19 protein-coding genes are annotated in these 16,914 nt (G+C 49.9%); 9 read left to right on the forward strand and 10 right to left on the reverse strand.

Annotated features, from left to right (window positions below; translation table 11 throughout):
• Nucleotides 1–54: 54 nt before the first annotated feature.
• Both rstB and rstA read right to left on the reverse strand, forming a co-directional pair.
• Nucleotides 55–1,356 carry a two-component system sensor histidine kinase RstB gene (gene rstB / locus HEN33_RS05010; RefSeq protein ID WP_176263008.1) on the reverse strand — a complete coding sequence of 434 codons (1,302 nt, stop codon included), beginning with the start codon at nucleotides 1,354–1,356 and terminating at the stop codon, nucleotides 55–57.
• 3 nt (nucleotides 1,357–1,359) lie between these two features.
• The gene (rstA, locus tag HEN33_RS05015) at nucleotides 1,360–2,079 is read right to left on the reverse strand and encodes a two-component system response regulator RstA (RefSeq protein ID WP_001092512.1); all 720 of its coding nucleotides are present in this window, start codon (nucleotides 2,077–2,079) and stop codon (nucleotides 1,360–1,362) included.
• Between the two features lie 128 nt (nucleotides 2,080–2,207).
• Between rstA and HEN33_RS05020 the strand changes: the two genes are divergently transcribed.
• Complete coding sequence (locus HEN33_RS05020; RefSeq protein WP_000524867.1) at nucleotides 2,208–2,543, forward strand: GlpM family protein; 336 nt, start codon at nucleotides 2,208–2,210, stop codon at nucleotides 2,541–2,543.
• On the opposite strand, the gene folM is transcribed toward HEN33_RS05020, so the two are convergent.
• The 3 genes from folM to ydgH form a co-directional block, all read right to left on the reverse strand.
• Complete coding sequence (gene folM / locus HEN33_RS05025; RefSeq protein ID WP_176263009.1) at nucleotides 2,540–3,262, reverse strand: dihydromonapterin reductase; 723 nt, start codon at nucleotides 3,260–3,262, stop codon at nucleotides 2,540–2,542. The two genes, HEN33_RS05020 and folM, sit on opposite strands and share 4 nt — an antisense overlap.
• Before the next feature lie 36 nt (nucleotides 3,263–3,298).
• Nucleotides 3,299–4,681 (reverse strand): amino acid permease, encoded by a 1,383-nt coding sequence (locus HEN33_RS05030; protein ID WP_000412394.1) that lies wholly within the window; start codon nucleotides 4,679–4,681, stop codon nucleotides 3,299–3,301.
• A gap of 185 nt (nucleotides 4,682–4,866) precedes the next feature.
• A complete protein-coding gene (gene ydgH / locus HEN33_RS05035) occupies nucleotides 4,867–5,811 on the reverse strand; it encodes a DUF1471 family protein YdgH (RefSeq protein WP_000769317.1) in 945 nt (314 codons plus the stop codon).
• Nucleotides 5,812–6,334: 523 nt separating this feature from the next.
• On the opposite strand from ydgH, the gene pntA reads away from it, so the two are divergent.
• Complete coding sequence (gene pntA, locus HEN33_RS05040; RefSeq protein ID WP_001219378.1) at nucleotides 6,335–7,867, forward strand: Re/Si-specific NAD(P)(+) transhydrogenase subunit alpha; 1,533 nt, start codon at nucleotides 6,335–6,337, stop codon at nucleotides 7,865–7,867.
• A gap of 10 nt (nucleotides 7,868–7,877) precedes the next feature.
• Nucleotides 7,878–9,266 carry a Re/Si-specific NAD(P)(+) transhydrogenase subunit beta gene (pntB, locus tag HEN33_RS05045; protein ID WP_000014044.1) on the forward strand — a complete coding sequence of 463 codons (1,389 nt, stop codon included), beginning with the start codon at nucleotides 7,878–7,880 and terminating at the stop codon, nucleotides 9,264–9,266.
• A gap of 24 nt (nucleotides 9,267–9,290) precedes the next feature.
• On the opposite strand, the gene tqsA is transcribed toward pntB, so the two are convergent.
• Complete coding sequence (gene tqsA / locus HEN33_RS05050) at nucleotides 9,291–10,325, reverse strand: AI-2 transporter TqsA (RefSeq protein ID WP_001118237.1); 1,035 nt, start codon at nucleotides 10,323–10,325, stop codon at nucleotides 9,291–9,293.
• Nucleotides 10,326–10,459: 134 nt separating this feature from the next.
• On the opposite strand from tqsA, the gene HEN33_RS27070 reads away from it, so the two are divergent.
• From HEN33_RS27070 to mdtI, 3 genes are all read left to right on the forward strand, one after another.
• The gene (locus HEN33_RS27070; RefSeq protein ID WP_085948401.1) at nucleotides 10,460–10,630 is read left to right on the forward strand and encodes a protein YdgV; all 171 of its coding nucleotides are present in this window, start codon (nucleotides 10,460–10,462) and stop codon (nucleotides 10,628–10,630) included.
• Between the two features lie 106 nt (nucleotides 10,631–10,736).
• Nucleotides 10,737–11,102, forward strand: a complete 366-nt coding sequence (gene mdtJ / locus HEN33_RS05055) for a multidrug/spermidine efflux SMR transporter subunit MdtJ (protein WP_000276155.1) — start codon at nucleotides 10,737–10,739, stop codon at nucleotides 11,100–11,102.
• The gene (mdtI, locus tag HEN33_RS05060) at nucleotides 11,089–11,418 is read left to right on the forward strand and encodes a multidrug/spermidine efflux SMR transporter subunit MdtI (protein ID WP_000046674.1); all 330 of its coding nucleotides are present in this window, start codon (nucleotides 11,089–11,091) and stop codon (nucleotides 11,416–11,418) included. The genes mdtJ and mdtI overlap by 14 nt, the downstream gene beginning before the upstream one ends.
• A gap of 38 nt (nucleotides 11,419–11,456) precedes the next feature.
• Here mdtI and HEN33_RS05065 read toward each other — a convergent pair whose 3' ends face one another.
• From HEN33_RS05065 to asr, 3 genes are all read right to left on the reverse strand, one after another.
• The gene (locus HEN33_RS05065) at nucleotides 11,457–12,278 is read right to left on the reverse strand and encodes a trypsin-like serine peptidase (protein ID WP_001260847.1); all 822 of its coding nucleotides are present in this window, start codon (nucleotides 12,276–12,278) and stop codon (nucleotides 11,457–11,459) included.
• Nucleotides 12,279–12,377: 99 nt separating this feature from the next.
• The gene (locus HEN33_RS05070) at nucleotides 12,378–12,461 is read right to left on the reverse strand and encodes a hypothetical protein (protein WP_000233092.1); all 84 of its coding nucleotides are present in this window, start codon (nucleotides 12,459–12,461) and stop codon (nucleotides 12,378–12,380) included.
• 92 nt (nucleotides 12,462–12,553) lie between these two features.
• A complete protein-coding gene (gene asr, locus HEN33_RS05075) occupies nucleotides 12,554–12,862 on the reverse strand; it encodes an acid resistance repetitive basic protein Asr (RefSeq protein ID WP_001362115.1) in 309 nt (102 codons plus the stop codon).
• Between the two features lie 270 nt (nucleotides 12,863–13,132).
• Between asr and HEN33_RS27075 the strand changes: the two genes are divergently transcribed.
• Nucleotides 13,133–13,237, forward strand: a complete 105-nt coding sequence (locus HEN33_RS27075; RefSeq protein WP_350224092.1) for a KPN_01571 family protein — start codon at nucleotides 13,133–13,135, stop codon at nucleotides 13,235–13,237.
• 47 nt (nucleotides 13,238–13,284) lie between these two features.
• Here HEN33_RS27075 and HEN33_RS05080 read toward each other — a convergent pair whose 3' ends face one another.
• Nucleotides 13,285–14,538 carry an MFS transporter gene (locus HEN33_RS05080; RefSeq protein WP_176263010.1) on the reverse strand — a complete coding sequence of 418 codons (1,254 nt, stop codon included), beginning with the start codon at nucleotides 14,536–14,538 and terminating at the stop codon, nucleotides 13,285–13,287.
• A 106-nt stretch (nucleotides 14,539–14,644) separates the two neighbouring features.
• Between HEN33_RS05080 and HEN33_RS05085 the strand changes: the two genes are divergently transcribed.
• Both HEN33_RS05085 and mlc read left to right on the forward strand, forming a co-directional pair.
• Nucleotides 14,645–15,538: a LysR family transcriptional regulator gene (locus HEN33_RS05085; RefSeq protein WP_001019560.1), complete on the forward strand. Its 894-nt coding sequence runs from the start codon at nucleotides 14,645–14,647 to the stop codon at nucleotides 15,536–15,538.
• A gap of 134 nt (nucleotides 15,539–15,672) precedes the next feature.
• On the forward strand, nucleotides 15,673–16,893 hold the full coding sequence (gene mlc, locus HEN33_RS05090) for a sugar metabolism global transcriptional regulator Mlc (protein ID WP_105267470.1): 1,221 nt from the start codon (nucleotides 15,673–15,675) through the stop codon (nucleotides 16,891–16,893).
• Nucleotides 16,894–16,914: the final 21 nt, after the last annotated feature.

Raw genomic sequence — 16,914 nt, forward strand, 5'->3', positions numbered from 1 at the left:
ACATACTTTATTTTATAACACAGTATCGACAGCCTGACCACCGTGCGCGTAGTGTCAGGCAGAGGTAAATTGCGGGATGTTATGCCATAACGGCCAGCTAAACGAGAAGCGGGCACCCCCCAGTTCGCTGGTGTCACAATTAACCGTACCGCCCATTGCTAGTGCTATAGAGTGGACAATTGCCAGCCCTAGCCCACAGCCGCCGGTTGCGCGATCCCGGCTGGGGTCGAGGCGAACAAAAGGTTCAAAGATGTGTTCGCGATTTTCTGGGGCGATCCCTGGGCCATCATCCTCAACAATTAATGTCGCTCTATTTCCCGACAGTAGTAGGCTAGTTTCAACCGTTGAGTGACAGTAGCGCAGGGCGTTATTGAGCAAATTATCCAGCACGCGCTCCATTAAGCGCATATCCAACGCCGCATAATGGCCTTGCGCGAGCGTTTTAATCCGTACCGTTTTATCGGGCGTTACTGCCTGAATGTCTGCCAGATGCGTTGACAGCCACAACGGCAGGTCTGGTTCGCTAAGATGAAGCTCGTTTTGTGGGCGATCGAGTCGGGCATAAGTCAGCAACTCTTCAATTAAAGCTTCAAGTTGACTGATATCGCGATTCAACGCCTGGGATTCGGCGACGCTCAGGTTATCGCTCATCTCCAGTCGATAACGCAGGCGCACTAACGGTGTTCGCAGTTCATGAGCGATACCGTCGATAAGCTGTTTTTTACTGGCAATCAAGGCGTTGATATTGTCCGCCATCTGGTTAAATGCGACACCAAGTCGTTCAAAGCTTGAACCCTCATCAAAGTGGATACGCTCATTGAGATGCCCATCGCCAAATCGTTGCGCCGCTGCTTCCAGTTTTAACATATCCTGCCAGTGCGGACGCATCCAGATAAACACCGGAAAGGCGAGGGAAATGGCAATAAAAGCGATCAGGGCGATATCCAGTAATCGCATCTGATGGAGGTAATAAAGATAAGGAACAGGACCAACTGCCAGCACGTAGTGGCTGCGCGGGATGCGTTGCAAAAAAGTGTACTGATCGTCCAGGGCGACAATTTCGCCGCCACGCAGCCGGTGCATGGAAATATCATCAAGATGATATTTACTCAGCGGCTCGACACGCAGATCGAAAGAGAGATTTAAATCCATCTCCTTCAGCGTCTTACCCCAATCGTGTGGGGGGATCTCACGCAATTCGCTGCGCATCAGATACAGCGAACTGTTCATCAAATCATCCAGCGACTGTTTGCCCGCGCGTTCGGCGGTAAATTTGTACACCAGCCCAACCAGCAGAGACATCACCAGAAAGCAGACAAACAATAACAGGTAAAACTGGATAAACAGTTTTTTCATCGCTTATTCCCATGCATGAGGCGCAAAAAGATAGCCTTTGTTACGCACAGTTTTAATGCGATAAGGTTCTGCGGCGTTATCGAGCAGTTTTTTTCTTAACCGCGAAATAGCCACGTCCACGCTACGATCCAGTCCGTCATAACTGACGCCGCGTAAGTTCTTCAGCAATGCATCGCGGTCCATGATTTGCCCGGCATGAGTGGCTAATTCCCACAATAATTCGAAATCAGCCGTCGAGAGCGAGATTTCAGCATTAGCCAGAGTGACTACGCGGTTGATGGGATCGATGGTCAACGTGCCGAAATGCAGGGCTTTGTAGGGAGTCAGCGTCGTTTCCTGAAGACCTTTGGTCAGTGTGGCTTGCTCATTCTGACGCAAATGCAAACGTAAACGCGCTAACAAAACAGCAGGGGGCGTCGTTTTGAGAATATAGTCGCAGGCACCCATTTCTAGTGCCAGGATGTGGTTCATATCGCTATCGAGAGAGGTTAGAAGAACAATCGGTCCGGACCACTTTGCGCGTAAATCACGACAAATGGTCATGCCGTCCTTGCCTGGTAGCATGATATCGAGTAACACCAAATCCGGATTTTCTCGCAGAATAGTTTCTTCGGCCTGGTCGCCGCGCGGCTCTACGGTAACCTGCATATCATGTTTTGCCAGGTACGCGGCAATCAGTGAACCGACTTCCGCATCATCTTCCACAAATACGATAGTGTTCATATTATTCACGGTAGATATAAAAACGTCACAATACACCGCGCTGTTTTTACTTACTATCAATCGTTTCTAAACAAGTTTTCATCAGGTATTCTACTGGTGACTTGTTATGGAAGTGTTAAGGTAAAAAGATGGGGCTGGTAATCAAAGCCGCGCTCGGTGCGCTGGTAGTGCTGTTGATTGGTGTATTAGCAAAAACGAAAAATTATTATATCGCCGGACTGATTCCGCTTTTTCCGACTTTTGCGCTCATCGCGCATTATATTGTTGCCAGCGAACGCGGCATTGAAGCCTTACGTGCAACAATCATTTTTAGTATGTGGTCGATAATTCCCTATTTTGTTTACCTGGTGTCGCTGTGGTATTTCACCGGAATTATGCGCTTGCCCGCCGCTTTTATCGGTTCTGTAGTGTGCTGGGGACTAAGCGCATGGGTGTTGATTATATGCTGGATTAAGCTGCATTAACGCAGATGACGACCGCCATCAAGAGGGAAACTGCGTCCGGTGACAAAGCAGCTGGTAAGTAAGTAATCGACCAGGTCGATCACTTCTTTCTCGCCAGGCGCGGTTTTCATCAGTGATTTATTCAGCGCCTGTTGTCGATATTCGGCATCATCATGCTCATTAAACAGGATCAGCGATGGCGCAATAGAATTCACTTTCACTTCCGGTGCCAGCTTGCGGGCAAACGAGCGGGTCATATTATCCAGTGCCGCTTTGCTTGCAGCATAGGCAATATGTTTGTCGCTACCGCGCTCCACCACATAATCGGTAAAGTGAATGATATCGCTGGCGGCGTGTCCGTGCCCACGCAGTAATCTTTCTAGCGCATGGTTGAGCAGGTATGGGGTATTAACGTGGATCTGCATCATGCAAGCCAGTACGTCGGTGAGTGGCATACCTGGTTTTTCTGCCATCCACGCACTGGCATTGTGCAACACCGCACGCAGGCCGTGGGTGCTTTTTAGCACTTCATCGGCAAACGCCATCACACCGTCGTTGGTCGAAAAATCAGCCTGAATACACAGCGCACCCGCATTCATCAGCCCATCAATGGCAGGATAGTGTGTCCGATAGCTGACTATCACCGGTTGCTTTTGATTAATGAAATGCCATGCGAGGGCGAGGCCGATGCGACGGCCGCCTCCAGTAATTAATATTGGCAAGGGCTGGGTTTTACCCATCGTTATCTCCTTTGCTATCCAACGATGGGATGAACGTTATCCCACCAGCATCCAGGTCGCCGGAACTGAGGCAATTAACAGCATGCCAATCAGCACCATTTCCTGACGATTCAGTACATTATCATGTGTATGCGTTTTACGCGCGTACAGGAAGACCAGTAGCCCTGGCGCATACAGAACGACGGACAACAGCAGATGCATTGGACCAGAGGCGTACAATAACCATAAGCCATAAATGCAGGCACCGACACCTACCGCTTTATGCAGTGGACGGGTTGCAATTTTCAGCAAGAACGCGCCGACCAGGAAATAAGGTACCAGAATCATTTCTGAGGCGATGGTCAGCAACGTGTTGTAATCGGAACCGGTCAGCCAGATCAGTACCAGACAAATTTGCACGCAGATATTGGTCAGCCACAGTGAGGCGGATGGCGCGGCTTGTGCGTTCTGGCGCGCAAAAATGCGCGGGAATGCTTTATGGGTGGCTGCCAGGAACGGAACTTCTGCCGCCATGATGGTCCAGCTTAAGTACGCACCGCAAACGGAAACGATCAAACCGGCAGCGATGATGATTTCGCCCCACGGTCCCATCATTTCCACCATCAGACCGGCCATTGACGGGTTACGAATTTCAGCCAGTTCAGGACGTGCTACCACGCCCAGCGAAAGCAGGGTTACCAGCAAGTAAACGCCCAGAGCGGAGAGAACCGCCAGCAGTGTTGCTTTACCTACATCACGTTTATTACGCGCACGCGCCGAAACGACCACAGCACCTTCCACACCAATGAAAACCCACAGAGTGATCAGCATGGTGTTTTTCACCTGTTCCCATACCGGTACGCCAAGTGCAAGGCCAGTAAAGTCGAGCTTGAAGGTGTCCAGTTTGAACATCATCATCGCCAGCACAATAAACAGGCCCAGCGGCAACAATTTTGCCAGTGTCGCCACCAGGTTAATGCTGGCAGCGGTTTGTACCCCGCGCAGGATCAAAAAGTGAACAATCCACAATAAAGCCGAGGCACCGACGATCGATTGCCAGGTATTGCCATCGCCAAACAGACGCAATTCCGGCGTGTCCGTAAAAAAGCTTAACGCGGAAAAAACGATCACCAGATAGGAGACGTTGGCGATAACCGCGCACAGCCAGTACCCCCATGCGGAACAAAAGCCGATTAACTCACCAAACCCTTCGCGGGCATAGGTAAAGATGCCGCCGTCAAGCTCGGGGCGAATGCGTGTGAGGATCAGCATGGCAAAGGCCAGCAATAAAATGCCAGCACCAGTAATGCTCCAGCCGATGAGCAGTGCTGCCGGGCTGGCAACTGCCGCCATATTTTGCGGCAGACTGAAAACACCCGCGCCCAGCATTGAGCTTAATACCAGCGCGGTGAGTGCGCTCAGTCCCAGTTTCTTTTCCATCGATATCCAGTGGTTAAAACGTGATTAGAAGAATAAATATTAGGGCAAAACGCATAAAAATGGAGTTTGCCACTGAAGCGCGGGATTTTACGAAGAGATGTGTCTGCATGCAATGGTCGTGGGGAAATTTGTGACTAAAAATGCGAAAGGCGGCATTAAGCCGCCTTATAGTGGTAACTGAATAGTTATTTATACAGATCTGCGCTAACGGTGAGGTTATTACCACGTTCCTGCCACTGGCGGGTGATGTGGTAATACTTAGCGCCTTTCTTCGCGGCACGTTTCGCAACCTGATAGGAGACTTCGGTCATGTTGCCATAGTTGCCAGAGAATTTGATGCTGTCGAATGGAACCATCATCGCTGCTGTTGCTTTGTTCAGTTCTTCGACTTTGGTACCATCAGGAAGCGTGACAGTGTAACGCCCGCCTTTTGATGACTGGGTTTCAAAGAAGCGACCAACTTCAGAACTTGGTGATGCGGTTGTCGCAACCCCTGGGATCTCTACTTTCTTCGCTGCTTCGCCACCCGCAGCCAGAGCTGCACGTCCCGCTTCGGAATCTGCCGGGATCACATCCGGGCTTTGTACGACGCGTTTCTTAGCATCTTTTTTATAGATGAACGCTGTAATGCGCTGGTTACCGCCCTGGTTAGCATCGATTTGACGAACAATGTAGAAAGCGTAAGCGCCTTTCGCTTTTGCCGCTTTGGTGATGGCGTCATTGACTTCAGGCTGGCTACGATAGAAGCCCTGAACGGTAACCGTATCAAACGGTTCAATCAGAACGGCCTGATCTTTTGGCAGTTCGACAACACCGTTGATAACGCGATTACTTGTTTCTTCGGCTTTTTCAGCATCGGCTTTATAGAGGTCAGCGACCACACGCCAGTTACCGCTGTTACCAAAATCAGAAGTGTCGACAACATAAAAAGAGGCGGCACCTTCTTTATCAGCGCGACGAGAAACGGCTTTCACCGCTTCGCCAATAGCATTAAAACGACCGGTAACCACTACACGGTCAAAAGGTTTAACCGCTGCCGCTTGCTCCGGTGTCAGTTCTGTTGCTGCGTTAACGGAAAAGGCCGTAGCAGAAAGCAGTGCCGACGCCAGGAGGGTGTTCTTAAGCTTCATAAAAATAATCCTTCGCCTTGCGCAAACCAGGTACTGGTATTGTTATTAACGAGAAACGTGGCTGATTATTGCATTTAAACGGTGTAACTGTCTGCGTCATTTTTCATATCACATTCCTTAAGCCAATTTTAATCCTGTTCAAATGACGGTCTATGCTTAAAAAACAGCCGTATCAGCATCAATACTACTGAAGCAACTGAATTGTATAAGTTAATTTAATGTTAAGTAATGATTCGTGCCGGGGCGATATCACGTTTTACCTGTCCACCGAAGATAATTATCAGTCTTTATCTAGCGTTCTAAGGTGTTTATCCCACTATCACGGCTGAATCGTTAATATTTTGCGAGTTCACGCCGAAATACTGATTTTTGGCGCTAGATCACAGGCATAATTTTCAGTACGTTATAGGGCGTTTGTTACTAATTTATTTTAACGGAGTAACATTTAGCTCGTACATGAGCGGCTTGTGTGGATCCTGACACAGGCAAACCATCATCAATAAAACCGATGGAAGGGAATATCATGCGAATTGGCATACCAAGAGAACGGTTAACCAATGAAACCCGTGTTGCAGCAACGCCAAAAACAGTGGAACAGCTGCTGAAACTGGGTTTTACCGTCGCGGTAGAGAGCGGCGCGGGTCAACTGGCAAGTTTTGACGATAAAGCGTTTGTGCAAGCGGGCGCCGAAATTGTAGAAGGGAATAACGTCTGGCAGTCAGAGATCATTCTGAAGGTCAATGCGCCGTTAGATGATGAAATTGCGTTACTGAATCCAGGGACAACGCTGGTGAGTTTTATCTGGCCTGCGCAGAATCCGGAATTAATGCAAAAACTTGCGGAACGTAACGTGACCGTGATGGCGATGGACTCTGTGCCGCGTATCTCACGCGCACAATCGCTTGACGCACTCAGTTCGATGGCGAACATCGCTGGTTATCGCGCCATTGTTGAAGCGGCACATGAATTTGGGCGCTTCTTTACCGGGCAAATCACGGCGGCAGGGAAAGTGCCACCGGCAAAAGTGATGGTGATTGGTGCGGGTGTTGCAGGTCTGGCCGCCATTGGCGCAGCCAATAGTCTCGGCGCGATTGTGCGTGCATTCGACACCCGCCCGGAAGTGAAAGAACAAGTTCAAAGTATGGGCGCGGAATTCCTCGAGCTGGACTTTAAAGAGGAAGCGGGCAGCGGCGATGGCTATGCCAAAGTGATGTCGGATGCGTTCATCAAAGCGGAAATGGAGCTCTTTGCCGCCCAGGCAAAAGAGGTCGATATCATTGTCACCACCGCGCTTATTCCAGGCAAACCAGCGCCGAAGCTGATTACCCGTGAGATGGTTGACTCCATGAAGTCGGGCAGTGTGATTGTCGACCTGGCAGCCCAAAACGGCGGCAACTGTGAATACACCGTACCGGGTGAAATTTTCACTACGGAAAATGGTGTCAAAGTGATTGGTTATACCGATCTTCCGGGCCGTCTGCCGACGCAATCCTCACAGCTTTACGGCACTAACCTCGTTAATCTGCTGAAACTGTTGTGCAAAGAGAAAGACGGCAACATCACGGTTGATTTTGATGATGTGGTGATTCGCGGTGTGACCGTGATCCGTGCTGGCGAAATTACCTGGCCGGCACCGCCGATTCAGGTATCAGCTCAGCCGCAGGCGGCACAAAAAGCGGCACCGGAAGTGAAAACTGAGGAAAAATGTACCTGCTCACCGTGGCGTAAATACGCGTTGATGGCGCTGGCAATTATCCTTTTCGGCTGGCTGGCAAGCGTTGCGCCGAAAGAGTTTCTTGGGCACTTCACCGTTTTCGCGCTGGCGTGCGTTGTCGGCTATTACGTGGTGTGGAATGTTTCGCACGCGCTGCATACACCGTTGATGTCGGTCACCAACGCGATTTCAGGGATTATTGTTGTCGGAGCACTGTTGCAGATTGGCCAGGGCGGCTGGGTTAGCTTCCTTAGTTTTATCGCGGTGCTTATAGCCAGCATTAATATTTTCGGTGGCTTCACCGTGACTCAGCGCATGCTGAAAATGTTCCGCAAAAATTAAGGGGTAACATATGTCTGGAGGATTAGTTACAGCTGCATACATTGTTGCCGCGATCCTGTTTATCTTCAGTCTGGCCGGGCTTTCGAAACATGAAACGTCTCGCCAGGGTAACAACTTCGGTATCGCCGGGATGGCGATTGCGTTAATCGCAACCATCTTTGGACCGGATACGGGTAATGTTGGCTGGATCTTGTTGGCGATGGTCATCGGTGGGGCAATTGGTATCCGCCTGGCGAAGAAAGTTGAAATGACCGAAATGCCAGAACTGGTGGCAATCCTGCATAGCTTCGTGGGTCTGGCAGCAGTACTGGTTGGTTTTAACAGCTATCTGCATCATGACGCGGGAATGGAACCGATTCTGGTCAATATTCACCTGACGGAAGTGTTCCTCGGTATCTTCATCGGGGCGGTAACGTTCACGGGGTCGGTGGTGGCGTTCGGCAAACTGTGTGGCAAGATTTCGTCTAAACCGTTGATGCTGCCAAACCGTCACAAAATGAACCTGGCGGCTCTGGTCGTTTCCTTCCTGCTGCTGATTGTATTTGTTCGCACGGACAGCGTCGGCCTGCAAGTGCTGGCATTGCTGATAATGACCGCCATTGCGCTGGTATTTGGCTGGCATTTAGTCGCCTCCATCGGTGGTGCAGATATGCCAGTCGTCGTGTCAATGCTGAACTCATACTCTGGTTGGGCGGCAGCTGCAGCGGGCTTTATGCTTAGCAACGACCTGCTGATCGTGACCGGCGCGCTGGTCGGTTCTTCGGGGGCAATCCTTTCTTACATTATGTGTAAGGCGATGAACCGTTCCTTTATCAGCGTTATTGCGGGTGGTTTCGGCACCGACGGCTCTTCTACTGGTGATGATCAGGAAGTGGGTGAGCACCGCGAAATCACCGCAGAAGAGACAGCGGAATTACTGAAAAACTCCCATTCAGTGATCATTACTCCGGGGTACGGCATGGCAGTCGCGCAGGCGCAATATCCTGTCGCTGAAATTACCGAGAAACTGCGCGCTCGTGGTATCAATGTGCGTTTCGGTATCCACCCGGTTGCGGGGCGTTTGCCTGGGCATATGAACGTATTGCTGGCTGAAGCAAAAGTACCGTATGACATCGTACTGGAAATGGACGAGATCAACGATGACTTCGCTGATACCGATACCGTACTGGTGATTGGTGCTAACGATACGGTTAACCCGGCGGCGCAGGATGATCCGAAGAGTCCGATTGCTGGTATGCCTGTGCTGGAAGTGTGGAAAGCGCAGAACGTGATTGTCTTTAAACGTTCGATGAACACTGGCTATGCTGGTGTGCAAAACCCGCTGTTCTTCAAGGAAAACACCCACATGCTGTTTGGTGACGCCAAAGCCAGCGTGGATGCAATCCTGAAAGCTCTGTAACGCTGACGGCCTCTTCGGAGGCCGTCACTCTTTATTGAGATCGCTTAACAGAACGGCGATGCTTTGACCTCCTGCTGATTGTTCAAGGGCAATTTTGACAATAATTGTCAACGGCACGGAAAGCAGCATACCCACCGGTCCTAACAACCATCCCCAAAAAATCAACGACAGAAATACCACCAATGTGGAAAGCCCCAGCCCACGCCCCATGATCCGCGGCTCCAGAATATTGCCGAAGACCAGATTAATCAGCAGATATCCCGCCAGCACCAGCAACGCTTCGTAGAAGCCATTAAACACCAGTACCTGAGCGATAGGGGGGATTGCCGCGAGGACTGAACCAATATTCGGGATGTAATTAAGCGCAAAGGCCAGCAATCCCCAGACAAAAGCGAAGCGAACATCGAGTGCGGCGAGCATCGCCCAGGCGACCAGGCCGGTGATGATGCTGATGGCTGTTTTCAGCACCAGATAATGAGACACACTGTCAATCGCACGCTGAATCGCCGCCATCCCTTCAACCGGACGCGCCATCATTTGCTGAAATTTTCCGGGCAATTGTGGCACTTCGAGCAGCATAAACAACACCGTCAGCAGCAATAAAAATATTGATGACATGGCATTAGATAACTGCGTCAGTAGATTGGTGAGCAACGTCATCGCCGCGTTCGGATCAATGTAATGCGCCAGTTGGTCAACTGAGACGTCAATCCCTACGCGTTGCAACAACGGTTCAAGAGCTTGCAGCGGCGTCATAATAGAGTTGCGATATTGCGGTAACGTCCGCGTCAACTCGTTGAGCGCGGAACCCAGATAAGCTAACAGCAACACCATCGCCATCACGATGATGGTCATCAAAATCGACACCGCCAGTACACGCGGCACTCGCCAGCGGACCATGTGTTGCACCAGCGGGTTAAGAATAACAGCAATAAATAATGCGAGAATAAACGGCACGATGATCTCGGCGGCAAAACGGATACCACAGAGAATAATGACCAGCATTCCTAACATAATGACGATTTTTAGACCATTGAGCGTGATGATCGGCTTTGCCATGCTTGTCCCCGTTTTTTCTTCCTTTGCTAATAATAATGTCTTTTTCGTTCCGTCATCATAACGAAAATCAATCCGCTCGGGTAAAGAAGTGAAAATATTTTGAGTTAATTCTTAAGCTATGATACAAATCAGGCGTGTTCAACTACCGAGGACAATTATCATCCGCGATGATGAGAAGCAACACTGCGGATAATTGTAATATTATGGACAATTTGTTCAGGACGTTATTTTCTACATTTACCCATCTTCGTACCTCATCCACTATTTTGCTCGTAGGTGAGCAGCACTGGCGCAACGCGCTTTAGTCCTTTCTTCTGCCTAACCTTGCGCTATGCGCGGGGCTTGATCACTTTGCTCTGGTTTCGCTGAATTGAGCGAAAGATAAAATAATTCTCTTGCAGGAGAAGGACGATGTATATTTATTGGATTTTATTAGGTCTGGCTATTGCTACGGAAATTACCGGCACGCTGTCAATGAAATGGGCGAGCGTCAGTGAGGGTAATGGCGGTTTTATTTTAATGCTGGTGATGATTTCTCTGTCGTATATATTTCTCTCCTTCGCCGTTAAAAAAATCGCCTTAGGCGTAGCTTATGCGCTGTGGGAAGGTATCGGTATTTTATTGATTACCTTGTTTAGCGTTTTGTTATTCGATGAAAGTTTATCGCTGATGAAAATTGCCGGGTTAACGACCCTGGTGGCTGGGATTGTATTAATCAAATCAGGTACCCGTAAAGCGTGTAAACCTGAGCCGGAGGTGAACCATGGCGCAGTTTGAATGGGTACACGCCGTCTGGCTGGCATTGGCAATCGTGCTGGAAATCGTTGCTAATGTCTTTTTGAAATTTTCTGACGGCTTTCGTCGCAAAATCTATGGTTTGCTCTCCCTGGCGGCGGTGTTGGCTGCCTTTAGTGCGCTTTCTCAAGCCGTTAAAGGGATTGACTTGTCTGTAGCCTATGCATTGTGGGGCGGATTTGGTATTGCCGCCACGTTAGTCGCAGGTTGGGTTTTGTTTGGTCAACGTTTAAATCGCAAAGGCTGGATTGGTCTGGTCTTGCTGTTGGCTGGAATGATTATGGTGAAGTTTGCCTGATGAACACGCTGCCCGTGCTGTCGGGCAGCGTTTGAATGCTATTTTTGCAAAAGTTGGTCTAGCTTGTCGCGAAAACCAGTGACAGAAATGGCCCGGTTATCGGCACGCCAGCGATCTTTCGCGGCAGGAGCCGAACTTTGCACGCCAATTAACTGCCAGCCGTCATCGGTATGCAACATCAGTGGCGAACCGCTATCACCCGGCAAAGTATCGCACTGATGCGACATCACCGACGTTTGCGCCCAGCCAGTTACTTCGCAATTTTGATGACTGTATAGCGTATCGAGGTGATCTTCAGGATATCCCGCTTGAGTCACTTTTCGACCTGCCGCTTTTAATGCGGCGGTAAGTGCGGCTTTATCTCCCGCAAATAACGGCAACGGTGTAATGCCAGAAGGGGGATTACGTAGCACAATCAAACCGAAGTCCCACGGCGCAGCTGCGGGAGGAACAATCCAACCATCCCCATCTGCTTTTAACCGCTTTCCCAGTGTCGGGTCAACGCGGCCTTCTATGTCGTGGATCTCATAGCGCCAAAGACCTTTATTTGACACAAAACGCAGCGCCACCGCTTTATCGGCTTTACCCTTTGGCGGCGTCAATAAACAGTGTCCTGCCGTTAATGCCAGATTGGGTGCAATCAGCGTCGCCGTACATAAATTGCCGCTGGCCGTTTCCAGTTGCCCAACCGCATCCCACGGTGATTGGGTCGTGTCATTCACTGGCACACGATCATCATGACCAAAAAACAGGGTGCTGACCTCATCGTTTGCCGATTTGGCAACGTCTGGTTTATCTGCAAACACAAAAGCAGACGTCAAACTAATTGCACCCAACACTACAGCAATGGTTGTACGCATATCACACTCTGGTGGGTAATTATGATTATTAAAAGTAAACCCTCATAAATACTATAGACGGGACGGGATGAAAGTGGGAGTAAAATCAGATAACTACGATCAGGAAAGATAAAAACGGGTGGCAATCAGTGCGCATAAAATAAGGATGATAAGAATGAACTCAAAGCGATAACGGCCCACCATACTACCCTCCGCTAAAGGCGGTGCTAAACGTTACCCGCTTAGCACCGTAATTTTCAGGCGCGAGGGGGCGCGCCAGCATTACTGTTGAAAACTTACGCTGCGGGTTGTGCAGCAGGTTTTGCCGGTTGCTGATGGCTGTGTTTCTTGGCGTGTTTCTTCGCTGCCTGCGCTTTTTGTTCAGGGGCTTTCTGTTCAGCTTTCGCATTTTTATGATGCTTTTTAGCCGCCTGCGCTTTCTGGGCAGGTGCTGCTTTATGCTGTTTTTTATGATGTGTAGTTTTCGCCGGCGCTGCTTTGGTGGTCGTCGCAGTCGGAGCAGGTGTGGTCGCAGTCTCTGCAGCAAAGGCGGCAGAAGACAGACCCATAGCAGCGGCAACAACCAGAGCTAATACTTTTTTCATTGTCATACCCTCAATTTGTTTTTTCATTTAACCCCACTGCGGGGCCGTTGAAATAACTATATCCCTGGGAATGGCAGACTTCCGTGAGTGGTTGGTTTCAGCGTGTAACGATATGTACAATAGCAGAACAAATTACAGAATTGATAATAACGTATTGTGACTTAAGGAAAATTCAGCTACCAATAATAGTAGTCTTGATCGGGTTAACTATTTTACTACGTACAAAGCAGTACAATACCTGCGCATCAGTAATAAATGACACACAGCAAAATGAATCCGTTTCTTTGGATATTTATAATCCTGATGACACTAGATGCGCTGCGGGAATTGGCTGGCGCTTCGTCTATTTTAGGATGGCTATTAACGTTGGTTTGAGCAGGCAATAAGTCCGGATGGGTATTTACCGCAGTCCGGACTTATTTTTAGGCGTGCAGACGACGATGCAAACGCGTCCCGACCAGTAGAGCAATGACCAGCATCAGAGCAATAAATGCGCCGACGCCGTACCAGCCATAGTTATGCCAGAAAACACCACCCAGCGTCCCGGCAATACTCGACCCCAGATAGTAACTGAACAGATACAGCGAGGAGGCCTGGCCTTTAGCGCGTTTTGCGCGGGGGCCGATCCAGCTGCTGGCAACTGAGTGGGCTGCGAAGAATCCGGCTGAGAAGAGTAACATTCCGGCAAAGATTAGCCACAGCGAGCTGAATAAGGTCATCAGTAAACCAAACAGCATAACCCCCGTCGAAAACAACATCACTGGACCGCGCCCATAGCGGGTGGTCATGGTTCCGGCTTTGGGTGAGCTCCATGTACCGGTCAAATAAGCCAGCGATAATAAGCCAACCACGGCCTGACTGACATGCCAGGGGGAAAGCATCAACCGATAGCCGATGTAATTAAACAGCGTGACGAACGACCCCATCAGCAAAAAGCCTTCTGCGAACAATAACGGCAATCCCCGGTCACGCCAGTGCAGACGAAAGTTGATAAATAACGTCTTTGGTCGCAGGGAAGTCGGGCGAAAATGGCGTGATTCCGGGAGGATTTTCCAGAACATCAACGCCGAGGCCAGCGCGAAACAGCCGATAGCCGCCAGAGCAATTCGCCAGTTGAAAAAGTCCGTGAAGACACCGCTAATTAAGCGTCCGCTCATGCCGCCAATTGAGTTGCCGCTGATATACAACCCCATCGAAAAGGCCACGAAACTGGGGTGGATTTCCTCGCTAAGATAAGTCATGCCAACAGCTGCCACGCCACTTAACGAAAGCCCAATCAAGGCGCGCATAATCAAAATGCCGTGCCAGCTGGTCATCATTGTCGAAAGTAACGTACAAATGGAGGCCAACAGTAGCGCCGTGACCATCACTGGTTTGCGACCAATGGCATCGGATAGCGGGCCAGTAAACAGCAAACCGATAGCCAACATCGCCGTTGAAATGGACAGTGAAATACTACTGTTCGCAGGCGTTAAGCCAAACTCCTGCGAAAGCACCGGAAGGATAGGTTGCACACAATAGAGAAGTGCGAAGGTTGCCAGTCCGGCAGAGAAAAGCGCCAGGGTGACGCGCATAAATTGCGGCGTACCGCGTTTAATAAATTGATTTGGCTGAGAAATGCTTTGCTTGTCAGTGACGCTTGCCGGAGCGCCATCAACAGTTGTAGTACGGCTCACTTGAAATCCTTGCTAAATATGCCTGTGGATCAGGCTTATGAATAGATTAGGAAAATCGAATTGTTCTGTCTAATATATTAATAATCTCAAATAAGATGTTTTAAATATGAATATTGAACTTCGTCATCTGCGTTACTTTGTTGCTGTTGCGGAAGAGCTGCATTTCGGGCGCGCCGCTGCCCGCCTGAATATTTCGCAACCACCGCTAAGTCAGCAGATTCAGGCGCTGGAGCAACAAATTGGTGCCCGACTGCTGGCAAGGACCAATCGCAGTGTATTGCTGACGGAAGCAGGAAAACAGTTTCTTGCAGATAGTAGGCAAATCCTGTCTATGGTGGATGACGCTGCCGCTCGCGCTGAAAGGCTGCATCAGGGCGAAGCGGGGGAGTTGCGCATTGGTTTTACTTCGTCCGCTCCTTTTATTCGGGCGGTGTCCGATACGTTATCGCTGTTTCGTCGTGATTATCCCGATGTCCATTTACAAACCCGCGAAATGAACACTCGCGAGCAAATCGCTCCGCTCATTGAAGGAACGCTGGATATGGGATTGCTGCGTAACACAGCGTTACCGGAGACGCTTGAACACGCAGTCATCGTCCATGAACCGCTTATGGCGATGATCCCGCACGATCATCCCCTGGCAAATAACCCGAGTGTAACGCTGGCTGAACTGGCGAAAGAACCCTTTGTCTTTTTTGATCCGCACGTAGGGACAGGGCTGTATGACGATATTCTCGGGCTGATGAGACGTTACAATTTGACGCCCGTCATCACTCAGGAGGTGGGTGAGGCAATGACCATCATCGGTCTGGTTTCCGCTGGTCTGGGTGTTTCAATTTTGCCTGCGTCATTTAAACGTGTTCAGCTCAACGAAATGCGCTGGGTGCCGATTGCTGAAGAGGATGCGGTTTCTGAAATGTGGTTGGTCTGGCCGAAACACCATGAACAAAGTCCGGCTGCGCGTAACTTTCGTATTCATCTGCTGAATGCTCTCAGGTGAGGGAAATTTCAGCGAAAAAGCCCGAAAAATGTGCTGTTAATCACATGCCTAAGTAAAAATTTGACGACACGTATTGAAGTGCTTCACCATAGCCTACAGATTATTTCGGAGCGCGAAAATATAGGGAGTATGCGGTGGTTGCTGAAAACCAGCCTGGGCACATTGATCAAATAAAGCAGACCAACGCGGGCGCGGTTTATCGCCTGATTGATCAGCTTGGTCCAGTCTCGCGTATCGATCTTTCCCGTCTGGCGCAACTGGCTCCTGCCAGTATCACCAAAATTGTCCGTGAGATGCTCGAAGCACACCTGGTGCAAGAGCTGGAAATCAAAGAAGCGGGGAACCGTGGCCGTCCGGCGGTGGGGCTGGTGGTTGAAACTGAAGCCTGGCACTATCTTTCTCTGCGCATTAGTCGCGGGGAGATTTTCCTTGCTTTGCGCGATCTGAGCAGCAAACTGGTGGTGGAGGAGTCGCAGGAACTGGCGTTAAAAGATGACTCGCCATTGTTGGATCGTATCATTTCCCATATCGATCAGTTTTTTATCCGCCATCAGAAAAAACTTGAGCGTCTGACTTCTATTGCCATTACCTTGCCGGGAATTATTGATACGGAAAATGGTATTGTACATCGCATGCCGTTCTACGAGGATGTAAAAGAGATGCCGCTCGGCGAGGCGCTGGAGCAGCATACCGGCGTACCGGTTTATATTCAGCATGATATCAGCGCATGGACGATGGCTGAGGCCTTGTTTGGTGCCTCACGCGGGGCGCGCGATGTGATTCAGGTGGTTATCGATCACAACGTGGGGGCGGGCGTCATTACCGATGGTCATCTGCTACACGCAGGCAGCAGTAGCCTCGTGGAGATTGGTCACACGCAGGTCGACCCATATGGGAAACGCTGTTATTGCGGGAATCACGGCTGCCTCGAAACCATTGCCAGTGTGGACAGTATTCTTGAGTTGGCACAGCTGCGTCTCAATCAATCCATGAGCTCGATGTTACACGGACAGCCGTTAACCGTTGACTCATTGTGTCAGGCGGCATTGCACGGCGATCTGCTGGCAAAAGACATCATTACCGGGGTAGGCGCACATGTTGGGCGCATTCTTGCCATCATGGTGAATTTATTTAACCCACAAAAAATACTGATTGGCTCACCGTTAAGTAAAGCGGCAGATATCCTCTTCCCGGTCATCTCGGATAGCATCCGTCAGCAGGCCCTTCCTGCGTATAGTCAGCACATTAGCGTTGAGAGTACCCAGTTTTCTAACCAGGGTACGATGGCGGGCGCTGCGCTGGTAAAAGACGCGATGTATAACGGTTCTTTGTTGATTCGTCTGTTGCAGGGTTAACATTTTTTAACTGTTCTACCA

The organism is Escherichia sp. 94.0001 (genome assembly GCF_013369155.2).
GTDB lineage: Bacteria > Pseudomonadota > Gammaproteobacteria > Enterobacterales > Enterobacteriaceae > Escherichia > Escherichia coli_F.

Excerpts from the sequence above, each read along its gene's own strand:
- HEN33_RS05070 (WP_000233092.1), bottom strand. The coding sequence starts at position 12,461 with ATGGTGGGCCGTTATCGCTTTGAGTTCATTCTTATCATCCTTATTTTA.
- pntA (WP_001219378.1), top strand. The coding sequence starts at position 6,335 with ATGCGAATTGGCATACCAAGAGAACGGTTAACCAATGAAACCCGTGTT.
- HEN33_RS05020 (WP_000524867.1), top strand. The coding sequence starts at position 2,208 with ATGGGGCTGGTAATCAAAGCCGCGCTCGGTGCGCTGGTAGTGCTGTTG.
- tqsA (WP_001118237.1), bottom strand. The coding sequence starts at position 10,325 with ATGGCAAAGCCGATCATCACGCTCAATGGTCTAAAAATCGTCATTATG.
- pntB (WP_000014044.1), top strand. The coding sequence starts at position 7,878 with ATGTCTGGAGGATTAGTTACAGCTGCATACATTGTTGCCGCGATCCTG.
- HEN33_RS05085 (WP_001019560.1), top strand. The coding sequence starts at position 14,645 with ATGAATATTGAACTTCGTCATCTGCGTTACTTTGTTGCTGTTGCGGAA.
- HEN33_RS27075 (WP_350224092.1), top strand. The coding sequence starts at position 13,133 with ATGAATCCGTTTCTTTGGATATTTATAATCCTGATGACACTAGATGCG.
- folM (WP_176263009.1), bottom strand. The coding sequence starts at position 3,262 with ATGGGTAAAACCCAGCCCTTGCCAATATTAATTACTGGAGGCGGCCGT.
- rstB (WP_176263008.1), bottom strand. The coding sequence starts at position 1,356 with ATGAAAAAACTGTTTATCCAGTTTTACCTGTTATTGTTTGTCTGCTTT.
- rstA (WP_001092512.1), bottom strand. The coding sequence starts at position 2,079 with ATGAACACTATCGTATTTGTGGAAGATGATGCGGAAGTCGGTTCACTG.
- HEN33_RS05030 (WP_000412394.1), bottom strand. The coding sequence starts at position 4,681 with ATGGAAAAGAAACTGGGACTGAGCGCACTCACCGCGCTGGTATTAAGC.
- asr (WP_001362115.1), bottom strand. The coding sequence starts at position 12,862 with ATGAAAAAAGTATTAGCTCTGGTTGTTGCCGCTGCTATGGGTCTGTCT.
- mdtI (WP_000046674.1), top strand. The coding sequence starts at position 11,089 with ATGGCGCAGTTTGAATGGGTACACGCCGTCTGGCTGGCATTGGCAATC.
- HEN33_RS05065 (WP_001260847.1), bottom strand. The coding sequence starts at position 12,278 with ATGCGTACAACCATTGCTGTAGTGTTGGGTGCAATTAGTTTGACGTCT.
- ydgH (WP_000769317.1), bottom strand. The coding sequence starts at position 5,811 with ATGAAGCTTAAGAACACCCTCCTGGCGTCGGCACTGCTTTCTGCTACG.
- mdtJ (WP_000276155.1), top strand. The coding sequence starts at position 10,737 with ATGTATATTTATTGGATTTTATTAGGTCTGGCTATTGCTACGGAAATT.